The organism is Muribaculum gordoncarteri, from assembly GCF_004803695.1.
GTDB lineage: Bacteria > Bacteroidota > Bacteroidia > Bacteroidales > Muribaculaceae > Muribaculum > Muribaculum gordoncarteri.
The window spans coordinates 321,755-334,458 of the sequence record NZ_CP039393.1; the positions used below are offsets into that span (position 1 = coordinate 321,755).

The 12,704-nt window shown below is 49.2% G+C and carries 12 protein-coding genes and 4 tRNA genes; 7 read left to right on the plus strand and 9 right to left on the minus strand.

Going from position 1 to position 12,704, the window contains the following annotated elements:
• Window positions 1-10: 10 nt before the first annotated feature.
• The 7 genes from E7746_RS01400 to E7746_RS01430 all read right to left on the minus strand — a co-directional run bounded on the left by E7746_RS01400 (window position 11) and on the right by E7746_RS01430 (window position 6,982).
• A complete protein-coding gene (locus tag E7746_RS01400) occupies window positions 11-793 on the minus strand; it encodes a sulfide/dihydroorotate dehydrogenase-like FAD/NAD-binding protein (protein ID WP_136409609.1) in 783 nt (260 codons plus the stop codon).
• A gap of 285 nt (window positions 794-1,078) precedes the next feature.
• The gene (locus tag E7746_RS01405; RefSeq protein WP_168184274.1) at window positions 1,079-1,597 is read right to left on the minus strand and encodes an SPOR domain-containing protein; all 519 of its coding nucleotides are present in this window, start codon (window positions 1,595-1,597) and stop codon (window positions 1,079-1,081) included.
• Window positions 1,598-1,602: 5 nt separating this feature from the next.
• Window positions 1,603-2,109: a metallophosphoesterase family protein gene (locus E7746_RS01410; RefSeq protein ID WP_136409611.1), complete on the minus strand. Its 507-nt coding sequence runs from the start codon at window positions 2,107-2,109 to the stop codon at window positions 1,603-1,605.
• A 3-nt stretch (window positions 2,110-2,112) separates the two neighbouring features.
• On the minus strand, window positions 2,113-4,803 hold the full coding sequence (locus E7746_RS01415; RefSeq protein WP_136409612.1) for a glycogen debranching protein: 2,691 nt from the start codon (window positions 4,801-4,803) through the stop codon (window positions 2,113-2,115).
• Between the two features lie 39 nt (window positions 4,804-4,842).
• The gene (locus E7746_RS01420; RefSeq protein WP_136409613.1) at window positions 4,843-5,538 is read right to left on the minus strand and encodes a metal ABC transporter ATP-binding protein; all 696 of its coding nucleotides are present in this window, start codon (window positions 5,536-5,538) and stop codon (window positions 4,843-4,845) included.
• Complete coding sequence (locus E7746_RS01425) at window positions 5,519-6,400, minus strand: metal ABC transporter solute-binding protein, Zn/Mn family (RefSeq protein ID WP_136409614.1); 882 nt, start codon at window positions 6,398-6,400, stop codon at window positions 5,519-5,521. The genes E7746_RS01420 and E7746_RS01425 overlap by 20 nt, the downstream gene beginning before the upstream one ends.
• Window positions 6,401-6,451: 51 nt before the next feature.
• On the minus strand, window positions 6,452-6,982 hold the full coding sequence (locus tag E7746_RS01430) for a GNAT family N-acetyltransferase (RefSeq protein ID WP_136409615.1): 531 nt from the start codon (window positions 6,980-6,982) through the stop codon (window positions 6,452-6,454).
• A 135-nt stretch (window positions 6,983-7,117) separates the two neighbouring features.
• Here E7746_RS01430 and E7746_RS01435 point away from each other — a divergent pair, with 135 nt between their 5' ends.
• The 3 genes from E7746_RS01435 to trpS all read left to right on the plus strand — a co-directional run bounded on the left by E7746_RS01435 (window position 7,118) and on the right by trpS (window position 9,579).
• Window positions 7,118-7,588: an Lrp/AsnC family transcriptional regulator gene (locus E7746_RS01435; RefSeq protein ID WP_136409616.1), complete on the plus strand. Its 471-nt coding sequence runs from the start codon at window positions 7,118-7,120 to the stop codon at window positions 7,586-7,588.
• 49 nt (window positions 7,589-7,637) lie between these two features.
• Window positions 7,638-8,420, plus strand: a complete 783-nt coding sequence (locus E7746_RS01440) for an inositol monophosphatase family protein (RefSeq protein ID WP_136409617.1) — start codon at window positions 7,638-7,640, stop codon at window positions 8,418-8,420.
• Window positions 8,421-8,493: 73 nt separating this feature from the next.
• The gene (gene trpS, locus E7746_RS01445) at window positions 8,494-9,579 is read left to right on the plus strand and encodes a tryptophan--tRNA ligase (protein ID WP_136409618.1); all 1,086 of its coding nucleotides are present in this window, start codon (window positions 8,494-8,496) and stop codon (window positions 9,577-9,579) included.
• Between the two features lie 82 nt (window positions 9,580-9,661).
• Here the strand turns inward: trpS and E7746_RS01450 are convergent, their stop codons facing one another.
• A complete protein-coding gene (locus tag E7746_RS01450; protein ID WP_136409619.1) occupies window positions 9,662-10,228 on the minus strand; it encodes a gamma carbonic anhydrase family protein in 567 nt (188 codons plus the stop codon).
• Between the two features lie 22 nt (window positions 10,229-10,250).
• Window positions 10,251-12,050, minus strand: coding sequence for an aminopeptidase P family protein (locus tag E7746_RS01455; protein ID WP_136409620.1), 1,800 nt, complete (start codon window positions 12,048-12,050; stop codon window positions 10,251-10,253).
• A 268-nt stretch (window positions 12,051-12,318) separates the two neighbouring features.
• On the opposite strand from E7746_RS01455, the gene E7746_RS01460 reads away from it, so the two are divergent.
• From E7746_RS01460 to E7746_RS01475, 4 genes are all read left to right on the plus strand, one after another.
• A tRNA-Thr gene (locus E7746_RS01460) sits at window positions 12,319-12,392 on the plus strand.
• A gap of 48 nt (window positions 12,393-12,440) precedes the next feature.
• Window positions 12,441-12,523 (plus strand) — tRNA-Tyr (locus E7746_RS01465).
• Window positions 12,524-12,529: 6 nt separating this feature from the next.
• Window positions 12,530-12,602: transfer RNA gene (locus E7746_RS01470), tRNA-Gly, on the plus strand.
• Between the two features lie 13 nt (window positions 12,603-12,615).
• Window positions 12,616-12,687: transfer RNA gene (locus tag E7746_RS01475), tRNA-Thr, on the plus strand.
• Window positions 12,688-12,704: the final 17 nt, after the last annotated feature.

A 12,704-nucleotide genomic window follows, 5' to 3' on the forward strand; every position in this document is an offset into this window, starting at 1 on the left:
CAGTGTCTTATTAGTTAAATGAACGTAAACGCATAAGCATCTCATCGAAATCGACTTGGTGTGCGTCAAATTCGGGGCCGTCGATGCATACAAATTTAGTCTTGCCGCCTACAGTCACACGACAAGCACCGCACATTCCCGTGCCGTCGACCATGATTGTGTTGAGCGAGCACATTGTGGGTATGTCGTATTTCTTGGTGAGCAGTGAAACGAATTTCATCATTATGGCGGGACCTATGGTGACTACAAGGTCGACTTTTTCGCGGTTGATTACGCTTTCAACACCGTTGGTGACAAGTCCCTTTGTGCCGTAGCTTCCGTCATCGGTCATGATTATGACTTCATCGGAGTAGGGGCGCACTTGCTCCTCAAGTATTATAAGCTCCTTGGTGCGTGCGGCCAAAACGGTTATCACCTTGTTGCCGGCCTCTTTCATCGCTTTTATGATGGGTAGCAGGGGAGCTACTCCCACGCCGCCTCCGCAGCACACTACGGTGCCTACTTTCTCGATGTGGGTGGCTTGTCCGAGCGGACCCACTACATCGGTGAGCGATTCTCCGGGTTCAAGACTGCATATTTTGCCTGAAGACACGCCTACATTCTGCACTACGAGGGTTATTGTTCCTTTCACGGTATCGGCATCGGCAATCGTCAACGGAATGCGTTCGCCATTTTCGCAAGCACGCACAATAACGAAGTGTCCGGGCTTGCGTGACCGTGCTATTGCCGGAGCTTCCACTACAAGCTTGACAACGTTCTCGGAGAAGTGTTCCTTCTCAAGGATTTTGTTCATGAGTGTTCTTTTATGAAATATGATGATGACAATTTATTTATCTACGGCAAAGATAAGTAAAAATATCTAAGAGAATACAATAATTATGAATTTATGTAAAAGCAAAGGGTGTTGTCTCGCGACGACACCCTTTTTTAATCTACAATCTATAAAAACATATATATTTTGAAAAAACGGTCAATAATTGATTTTTAGAATCAAAATTTTAATGAACACTCAAATATATGTCAAATATTTTTAACATCCAAGTAATATGTTTAAGAACATAAAGGGTCTAAAATACACTTATTTACCAGGCAATCTCACTGGACGGAGTATCCAGGGGAACGGTTCTTTCAATACTATGTTTTTATCTGATTTTATTTTATGGTAGGCAGCGGCTGCTTCTTCGGCTGTTTCATAGCTCCCTGCTATCACATAGTAGAGCGGTTCGGCCGTTTCTACAACAATGGCATCATGACCGTTGTCGCGAAGCCGGTTCATCAATGATTTGGCGTTGAACACCTGCTTGAACTGATTCACCACTATCGAGTAGGGCTTGAACTGTTCGGGTGTGCCGCATCCTTCGGTGAGGCGTACATTGACCGTGCTCAACGGGATTGAATCGGTACCTACAATAAGTCGTGAGCTTATTGCCTCTTTGCGTATGCGGTCGTATATCGTGTCATCGATTCCGCTGTTTTCATCGGATTTTTCTTTTGCTGCCTGATAGGCTGCTCTGTAGTTGGCTTCCGATGTCTTGCATCCCGAAAGCATGGCTATCGCAGCTATTGCCGCGATTATAAGTGATGTTACTCGTGTCATGATTGTCATTGTTGTATTTTCTTACTTAGTTCTATTACTTCGAGGTCCTTTATCGTGCCGTTGTCGATGGTGAGCCTTACAAGTGTGCGCACTTGTTGCCACCCTTGCTGTCCGGCTGCTCCTGGATTTATGTGCAGCATTTCGAGTTCGGGGTCATATATCACTTTAAGGATGTGACTGTGTCCCGTGACCATCAATTTTATGCACTTGGCACGTAACAGGGGTTTTACTCCGCGTGCGTATTTTCCCGGATATCCGCCGATGTGAGTCATCCACACGTTGACACCTTCAATTGTGAACTCCTGGACTTCGGGGCATCGTCGTGTCACTTCGCCGTGGTCTATGTTGCCTGATACGGCCCTCACTACCGGAGCGACTCCTTCAAGCTTTTGCAGCAACCCGATGTCGCCGATGTCACCCGCATGCCATATTTCGTCACATCCGGCAAAGTGCGTGGCGTAGCGATCGTCCCAGCAAGAGTGGGTGTCCGATAGGATTCCTATGCGTTTCATTGGCTATTGCTTGATGATGCGGACATACTGCAGCAATGCCGTGTTGACATTGCCGTTCATGTTGTCGATTTCATGTCGGATGCTCAGTTCGTTGATGCCTTCCTTCAGCTTTATGCGCAGCATGTTGCTGAATCCGGTTGATAGCCATTCGTCAATACCGCGTTGCGGCATAACTATAGCTCCGGCCTCCTGCCCGTTGATGTAGAGCATTCTTATGGCACACTTGTTTTCGGTGTTTATGGGGCCTTCGCCGTTGGCATATCTAACATCGAGCAGATAGTCGCCGCCTGTGTCAACATTCACGCGGAATGTGACATCGGTGTTCTTCTGTGGCGACAGCTCGATGAAGCGTGACGCTTTATCCTTGTCCTTGATGAATGATGTGCCTGTCTTGCCTATCTTGTCGGCGTTGACTACGGTCAACGAGCCTGCCGGAATGTATTCATAAGGCTTGCATGAGAAGCCACTCCATGTTTCCTTGAGCACTGGAACGATATCCATGAGCGAGTAATTGTCGTCGGGGATGAATGTCGCAACAGGAGTGGTTATCTGGTCGAGGAACGTGCTGTTGACGGTCAGTCCGTAGGATATTCCGGGAGAGTAGTTGCGAATCTCGCCTTTGTTGTCGACCCAGTCGACAATAGGGGTGGCAGGCATCCAGGCCTGAGGCTGACTGTTTATGTCCTGAGGCTTGATTGTGTTGTCGGCCATTGTTATAAGCACCTCCACATTGCCGGTGACATCGCCTTTCAGGAAGTAATCGTCGTCCTTTTCACCGTTCACGGTGAATGATTTTATGCGGTCGCCGGTGCCTATTACCTTGACGGTGAGCGTGGCGTCGCGATATTTAAGGTTGGTCAAGGTCTTTTCGCCCGTGAACGACGGCGGAACTACCGGTGAGAACCTTATACCGTCGGGCTCGAATGTCATGCCCATTATTATGCGGAATATCATTGCAGCATTGCCGGCCGCACTCCACAGCTGGCTGTCGGAGTTGACTGCGGTTCCGCGATAGTCGCCGTTGGATGCTACAAAAAGCTCCTTGTTGGTGCCGAAGAATGCCGCAGCCCTGTAGAGGGCGGCAAGACCCTTGTTAAGGGCGAGAATATTGCCGGCCTTTGCCGCTGCGATGTTCCAATAGGCTTGTACAAACGGCCACACTGCATCGTTGTGATAGGGCTTTATGTCGGGCATCTGGGGATATACCGATGATATTCCATAAGGCGTGTAGGGAGTCTTGGAGATTATCGAGCGAGCCATTTCGGGGTTGGCGATGTCAAACACGATTGACAGCGCCTGCCCGAGATTGTCGACAGCCTGTGACTGGATGGGATATATTCCCCCGTAAAGATATTCGCTATAATATCCGAGATTGGGTATCCACAGGTTGTTGTTGATCGAGTTGGCAATCTCCTTGTCCATGCCCATCCATAACGGAGTGTAATCCGATTCCAGCTCCTTAATCATGGCATCGCGTACACGGAATGCCTCGGCATACATGACATTTGTTCCAAGACACATCGATTCATATATGTCCTTGGGCTGCATCCAGCGTGGATAGGTCTGTTCCCTCCAGTCGAGATAGCTTTGCTCGCCATGCATGAGCTTGAAGTTGGAGTCCCACACGACTTTCATGTCGTCGTTCAATGTGTTGTCGATCGCTTCAATGGCTTCTTTGAGCATAGATTTGTCGCCGGTCACCTTATATACTTCCCATGCTGCCATGGCCCACACTATGCGGTCGCTTGACACGGGCCATGAACCGCCGGTGCCGGTGTCCTGTACTATTACAGTGCCGTGAGGAGTTTCCTTTAGCTTGGCCTTAAGGCTGCGATAGGAGTTATCGGGGTCGAGCAGCGCGAGGGCGAGATATACCGAGTAGCTTACATCTCGGGTCCACACTCCGTCCCATTCCTTACCGGCACGATAGGTCGAGTCGGGGCGAAGGTTGCTTGCAATGTCGCATATTGCCATGTTGTACAACGCGTCGACGAGCAATTGATCGGAATGATACCTCGGGAACCGGCTGTCGATTGAATCGACTTTCCACCCGGTGGGATTTTCAGGACGCTCGGTGGTGGGATTCAGATTCAATGTAACTTCATAAATACCGTCACCTCTATCCTTCAGCTTTCGGTCATGCTTTCCGTAGAGATTCTCAAAATCCCAGCTCAACGGGTCGACGCTTCCGGCAACCCACACGCCTTTGAAGTCGTCCTTGTAGATTGTGTCGTTGGTAGGCGTTACATAGTATCCTTGTTTCTTGAAACTGTTGAGCACAGGATTCATGTTGACTTTGAGAGTCCATTTTGTGTCCTTGTTGAGCTTCCCGGCGAGTTTTTCTTTTATGGAGTCGAATTTCTCAATAGCTTCTCCGAATGTGAATACCGTGTCGGAGCCTATAAGTACCGTGTGGCTTTTGCCTTGCGGCAATTCGTTGTCCCTGCTGTTAAGCGAGAATCGGAAGTGCAGCAGTTGGGATATGCCGCTCTCCTCGGGTGAGGTGTAGTTGCTCTCGATCTCAACCGGGCTTATTGCCCGTGCAGTGTGTGGCCCTTGCGTCACACGGTCGGTGTAGACGGTGAATATATCCGATGAATATATCACATCGTCAGGTTGGCCGGGAGTGTTGTTGCAACCTGTAATAATTGACAATGCCATCATCGAATTGATTATTGCAGTTGAGCGTTTCATATTGGATGTAAATTTATTGTTGTTGATTGTTGCCCTACATTACGCTTCGTCGCAAGTCGAGTGTACGTAGTGGTGTGATGCGTGACATTCATGTATGGAGTGGTCGACGATTATGTGACGGTTGGCCATACCTGATATGGTGGACATTTCGTGTGACACAAGTATTATGGTTGTGTTGCGTGCTATATCGGCGATTATGTCATAGAGATGATGTTCAAATGCCTTGTCGATGTAGCTCAGCGGTTCATCCAGCACAAGCACTTCAGGATTGGATATTAAAGCTCGTCCGAGCAGTGTGCGCTGAAGCTGTCCGCCCGATAGATCGCCTATCGACGCATCGGAGTGAGCGTCGAGCCCCATGAGAGAAATTGTGTCGGAGATGCGTTTGTCACACTCGTCACGCTGGATGTTCTTTTCGGCAAGCAATCCCGATGCGATGGTTTCCCTTACGGTTATCGGGAATCGGCTGTCGATGAGGTTTTTCTGCGGCAGGTAGCCTATGGGGAGTTTTTTGACCTCCACGTTGTCGCGACGATAAGTGACTCTTCCTTGGGTGGGCTTGAGCAGATGAAGGATTATGCGGAGAAGGGTTGTCTTTCCTCCGCCGTTGGGTCCGGTTACGGCGACAAAGTCACCCTTGTGGATGTCGAGGTTGACATCCTTTAATATGACTTTGTTGTCGTAACGCTTCCACACATGGTCGAGCGTTATTATGCTATTGTCGGGATATTGCATTTGCAATGCTTCTCATTTCTTTGTCCCACTCGTAGTTGAGCGGGTTTATGTTTACGATTTCAGCTTTTATCTGTTCGTTGGCCACTTGAGCCTGTCGTGAGTCGATGTCCTTCTGGAAAAACAGTGTTTTCACATCACGGACGATGGCCTTGTCGATTGTCGACTGCATCATCTTCACCGACGCCTCCTTGCCCTCGGGGCTCAGACTTATTTGTTCCAGCCCATAGTCACGCGCAAAGTAGCTCAGAGATGGGTGCCACACAACGAATGCCGAGCCGCGATAGGGCTGCAGCTGCTGTGAAATCTCCCTGTCGAGTGAGTCGAGGCTGCTGAGGAAATTCTTGAAGTTGCGTGAATAGTAGGCTTTGTTTTCGGGATCTAGATCTACGACCGCCTTGTACATGTTGGACGCAATTGTTTTGGCGTTCTTGACCGAAGTCCAGGTGTGGGGGTCGATGTCGGAGGCGTGCTCTACATCGCCGTGGGAATGGGTGCCGCGTATGAGCGAAATACCTTCGGAGTTGTCAAACAGCTTCAAGCCCGGGTTGTTGTTCTGCACCTTGTTTATGATTGCGCTTTCAAATGCCACATTGCCGATGCGGAAGTAGGCTTTGCTGTTTTCGAGATTCAACAGATGGGTCAGGCTCGGGTCGTAGGACTCGGGATTGGCGCCGTTGCTCAACAGGCACTTAATCTCCCATTTGTCGCCCACTATTTTTTCGAGCATGTATTTTTGAGGCTGTATGCTTACCGTTATGGTGGGCTTGGATGTTGAGGCCGATGTGCATGACCGCAGGAACAGACCCAAAGCTGCCACAATAAGCAACGATGTGAGTATATACTTGAAGATTGACCTTTTCATTCTAATGTAAATAGGTTGCAAATGTAGTGATTCTCGAAGTCATAAACAAATTCATTCGGCACGGTACACGTGCTTGTAAAGCAATGCCCGTGCGCGGTCGGGGTCGATGGCGGCCGATGACATCAGTTTCATCTCAATGCTTTGACTTTCGGGAGTGTAGGGCGGCTGGATGTATTTGTAGTCGGAGTGGAGCATGAAGCCGTGACGGCGATAAAATCCTATGCGTCGTGACGCGAGCGGATTGGAATCCTCAGGCTCCACTTCCAATACCACGGGTTTGTCGGCGAGTTCCATCAACATGTTGAGCGCGTCACTGCCTATTCCTTGGCCTCGGAGCTCGGGGTTGGTGGCGAAGTGCTCTACGTAGAGCATGTCGTCGAAATCCCATGTGGTTATGAATCCGGCAAAGCCGTTGTCGGTTTTTATGACATAAGCGTTAAACGGGCTATCGTGATCGTCGATAAGAGCCATGATGCTGTCGACAGGTCGTCGCTCGTCGGCCGGAAATGACGCATTATAAAGAGCGATTAATTCCTCGGGGACAGAGTTGCTGTAGGGTAGGTGGTATAGTGTTGTATTCATTCTGCAAAGTTATGATTCAAATTACATATTTTTTTAATTAAAAATGATAAAATAAATTTTATTATGTAAATTTGCTATTCAAATTTTAAACAAAATAAAATATATAATAGAACAATAACCTTAAAACGTTAGTTTATGGCAAGAGCTCAATTAGATACCCTTGACTACAAAATTTTGCAAATGTTGTCGGTTAACGGTAGAAAACCGTTCTTGGAAATCGCTCGTGAATGCAATGTGTCGGGTGCTGCAATACATCAGCGCATTCAGAAACTTATGTCAATGGGTGTGCTTAAGGGGTCGGAATGTCTTATCGATCCTGCATCGGTGGGATATGAAACATGCGCCTATATGGGCTTCTTCCTTAAAGATCCGTCACGCTTCGATGAGGTGGTGGAGAAGCTTAAGGCAATACCTGAAGTGGTGGAGATACACTTCACTACGGGACAATATGATATGTTCATAAAACTGTATGCCCACAATAACGACCATCTTCTGCACATAATTCATGAGCAGCTACAGGGTTTGGGCCTTGCACGCACCGAGTCGCTGATATCGTTCAAAGAGGTGCTCAAGCGACAAATACCTGTGTCGGAGCCGGGGGATTAGAACAAAAGCATGGCGGGAATGCTTATAATGATATAAACATTAATTTATCATGATCGATTCTTTGTTGTTGAACGCCATTTCCTGGGCTCGTGAGGCCGGGGCTGTGCATCTGAGATATTTTCGCGGTAATCAGCTTGAAATAAAGTCAAAGTTTAATGACAGTGACATAGTGACGGCTGCCGACAAAGCTGCAGAAAAACTCATTATCGACCATATAAGGTCGACATATCCCCACCATTCGATACTTTCGGAAGAGTCGGGAGTGGAAAATCACGACAGCGAATACCGATGGGTAATCGACCCGCTCGACGGTACGACCAACTTCAGTCAGGGATTGCCACAATTCTGTGTGTCGATAGGCATCGAGCATAACGGTGTCACTGAGATTGGTGTCGTTTACGCCGCCTATCTCAACGAACTGTTCCATGTCATAAGAGGACGCGGAGCTTATATGAACGGCGAACCTGTAAAGGTGTCGGGAAAGACTCGGCTTGACCAGTGTGTGGTCGCTACCGGATTTCCTGTCGACAAGGATCGCAATCCCGATAACAATGTCGACAATCTGACACGGGTGCTTCCGCATGTGCGCGGTATGCGTCGCCTCGGATCAGCGGCTATCGACCTGTGTTATGTAGGCGCCGGTTTCCTTGACGGTTATTGGGAGCTGAATCTTCACCAGTGGGATGTCAGTGCCGGATTACTGTTTGTAGAGGAGGCAGGAGGAAGCTATACACATTTCCGCACCGACCGAAACGTATCGGTGCTTGCCGGAACCCCTTCCATACACGACCAACTGCTGCCGATGTTGTCGACTGAAGCTGCAACGAAGTGATTTGGCGGTAAAAAGGGAAGCTTAATGGGTTATATTTTGTAACTTTGCACTTTAAACAGAAAATTAAACAAAAATGGAAAAGATAATACTTACGGGTGACCGTCCTACCGGCAAACTCCATCTCGGACATTACGTAGGGTCGCTGAAACGACGCGTGGAGCTGCAGAATTCGGGCGAATATGATAAGATATTCGTGATGATAGCCGATGCGCAGGCTCTTACTGACAATGCCGACAACCCTGAAAAGGTGCGACAGAACATAATCGAGGTTGCACTTGACTATCTTTCGGTGGGAATAGACCCTGAAAAGACTACGATATTCATCCAGTCGCAGGTTCCTGAGCTTGCCGAGCTTGCTTTCTATTATATGAATCTCGTTACTGTGTCGCGTGTGCAGCGAAATCCCACTGTAAAGACCGAGATAAAGATGCGTAATTTCGAGCAGAGCATTCCTGTGGGATTCTTCTGCTATCCTGTAAGCCAGGCATCTGACATAACCGCATTCAAGGCTACTACAGTGCCGGTGGGCGAGGACCAGGCTCCGATGATCGAGCTTACTCGTGAAATAGTGAACCGATTTAATAATGTATACGGTGAAACTCTTGTCGAGCCTGAGATATTGCTTCCGTCTAACGCCGCATGTCTGCGTCTTCCCGGAACCGACGGCAAAGCCAAGATGAGCAAGTCGCTCGGAAACTGCATCTATCTTAGCGATACAGCCAAGGAGGTTTCCAAGAAGATAAAGAGCATGTACACCGACCCCTTGCACCTGAATGTGGCCGACCCCGGACATCTTGAGGGCAATTGTCCGTTCATCTATCTTGACGCATTTTGTCGTGATGAACATTTTGAGAGATATTTGCCCGAATATAAGAATCTGGATGAACTGAAGGCTCACTATACACGTGGCGGACTTGGCGACGGTACTGTCAAGAAGTTCCTTACAAAGGTGATAGAGGAGGAGCTTGCCGAAATACGTGAACGCCGCAAGAAATATGAGCAGGACATTCCTGCGGTATACGATATATTGAAGCGTGGCTCGGAAGTGGCTCGTGAGGCCGCTGCGGCAACATTGGCCGATGTGCGCAAGGCGATGCGCATCAACTACTTTGACGACGAGGAACTTGTCAAGGAGCAGGCTCGCAAATATCAAGGATAAACATTAGAATTAATATTTAAATAAAGACGGGGCTTGAAATGATTGCCATTTCAAGCCCCGCTTATTTTGTGGATTGTCGGCGTTACTTCTGTTCGGCGTCACGCTCGGCTTCGGTTTCTATTCTGTTTTCAAGTTCGGCGTCATACCAAGTGGAGTACATGAGATAGTTCTTCGCTATTTTGCGGTTAATCTCCTTGCTCTGCTCGGGGTCTACCATCTTGATGAATTTAGCGGGCGCGCCTCCCCACAGCTCGTTGGGGCCTATCTTGGTGCGTGACAGTACAACACTTCCGGCGGCCACGAGAGCGCCTTCGCCAACCTCGGCGTCATCCATCACCACTGCGCCCATTCCTATAAGGGCGAAGTCGTGTATCTTGGCTCCGTGAATCGTTACGTTGTGGCCTATTGACACATCGTCGCCTATCTCTATGGTCGATTTCTGATAGAGGGTGTGCAGCACCGATCCGTCCTGGATGTTTACGCGATTACCTATCTTTATTGAGTTGACATCGCCGCGCAGCACGGTGTTGAACCAGATGCTGCAGTCGTCGCCCATCACGACATCGCCTATGATGGTGCAATTGTCGGCGAGGAAGCAGTTTTTGCCGATTTCAGGGGTGTATCCCCTTACCGATTTTATTAATGCCATTATGATTGTTGATTAAAGTTGATTATTTGCGTGATATGGGCTGAGTCTTGGCCGCCAGCCATGCAGTTTCTTTCTCGTTCAATGAAGGAGTGAGCAAGTCATACACCTTCTTGTGGTACTCGTTGATCCATTTAATTTCGTCGTCATTGAACATCGAGGTTTCGATGAGGTTGATGTCGAAGGGGAACAGCGTCACGGTGTCGAAGCGGAGGAAACGCCCGAATTCGGTTTCGCGGTCAACTACCGTAAGTATCATGTTCTCGCAACGTATTCCGTATTTGTCGGTGACATACAGTCCGGGCTCGTCGGATGTCACCATGCCGGGCGCAAACGGCACTGTCGTAAGGTGGTCGATGCGGTTTCGGAAACTCTGAGGCCCTTCGTGTACGTTCAGGAACGAGCCCACACCATGGCCTGTGCCGTGCAGATAGGTTTTCCCTTCTTTCCACAGATATTGATGGGCGAGAATGTCGAGCTGTACGCCACAAGTTCCTTCGGGAAATACGGCTGAGGCAAGTGCGATACAGCCTTTCAGCACGAGAGTGAAGTCGTGACGCTCGTCGGCCGTGGGGTTGCCGAGCGATACGGTGCGGGTTATGTCGGTCGTTCCGTCGAGGTATTGCGCTCCTGAGTCGACAAGCAGCAGGCCGTCGGGGTATATCTCGGCATCCGACTCCTCGGTGGGCTCGTAATGCACAATAGCTCCGTGTCCCTTATATCCGGCTATCGTGCCGAAGCTGTCGTCGAAATAGTCGGGTTGCAGGCTGCGATTGCGGGTGAGTATCTTGCACACGCCTGTTTCGGTCAGTCGCTTGCCTTGCGACAGCGTTTCCTCTATCTCCATGAACGAACGCACAAGCGCAATTCCGTCGCGGAGCATTGCCCGATGCAGCCCTTCTATCTGGACATCGTTGCGGATGCCTTTCAGCAGGGGTATGGGAGAGCGACCGAGAAGGATGCGCTTTCCAAGTGCGGTGACGAGTGCGCTTGACGATAATCCCGGGTCGACAAGGACCTTTGTAGTGAGCGGTAACGCGCTTGCAAATTTCAGCACACTGTTGTAGGGAGCTATACTGATGTCGTTACCTGCAAGATATTCCCGCACACTGTCGGTGACCTTTACATCGTCGATAAACAGGGTGGAGCCGGTCTTGCCAAGGTAAAGGAATGATGTAACGACAGGATTGTAGGCCACATCCTTTCCGCGCAGATTCAGTGCCCATGCTATTTCGTCAAGCGCCGATATCAATATGGCGTCGGCTCCGGCCTCCTTCACGCGCGCGAGTATCTTTCCTATTTTGTCGCGAGTGCTCTCGCCGGCATATTTCATATCATGTATGAAGGCTTTGTCGGAGGGTAGGGGCGGACGGTTGGCCCACACTTCATCGGCGGGCGTGAAGTCGGTTACGAGGTTTATCCCCACCTCACCGAGCTTCTCCTTCAAGTCGCGCTCCGAGTTTATTGAAAAGAGCATGCCGTCGATGCCTACAGTGGAGCCGGAGGGGAGGGTGGTGCGTATATAGTCGGTGATTGACGGCGTTATGGCAAGGCCGTCCTTCATTAATGTTATGCCGGTTTCGTCGAGCTGCTGTGCCGCCTGCAGGAAGTAGCGTGAGTCGGTCCACAGCTTGGCGTCGTCAAGCGACACTACGAGTGTTCCGGCCGAGCCGTTGAATCCGCTTAGGTATTCGCGAAGATGCCAGTGATCGGCCATGTATTCGCTTTGGTGCGGGTCGACATGGGAGATGATCGTAAGGTCGATGCCCCGTGTGCGCATAGCCTGGCGCAGGGCTTCGAGTCGTTGGATGATATTGTCTTTCATTTTATGAATAATGGTTGAATAATGCAAATCTACGAAAAAAATGTCAGCTTACATTCGTGACAGACCGAAAATATGTATTACCTTTGCAACGCTGAAGAGTCAGCTGACATTGTCGCGATGTTGGCCATTGAAGTTATATCGCTGATAATTAAATAAAATGATAATGTTTTGAAATTTTCGCATTGAAAAATTTGGAGAACTGAAAAATACTGCGTAACTTTGCACCCGCTTGACAGACGAAAAGACGCCAAGCAATAAGATACTTAATGCCTCTTTAGCTCAGTTGGCCAGAGCACGTGATTTGTAATCTCGGGGTCGTTGGTTCGAATCCGACAAGAGGCTCAAAGGAAGAAGTAAATTTTGAATTCCCCTAATTAAGAAAAGTATCTCGGGCGAATACCAGAGTGGCCAAATGGGGCAGACTGTAAATCTGCTGGCTTATGCCTTCGGTGGTTCGAATCCATCTTCGCCCACACAATGCGGAAGTAGCTCAGTTGATAGAGCATCAGCCTTCCAAGCTGAGGGTCGCGAGTTTGAGCCTCGTCTTCCGCTCTAAAGACATTTTGCCAATGTAGCTCAGGGGTAGAGCACTTCCTTGGTAAGGAAGAGGTCGCGGGTTCAAATCCCGCCATCGGCTCAAATGATAAATTGGCA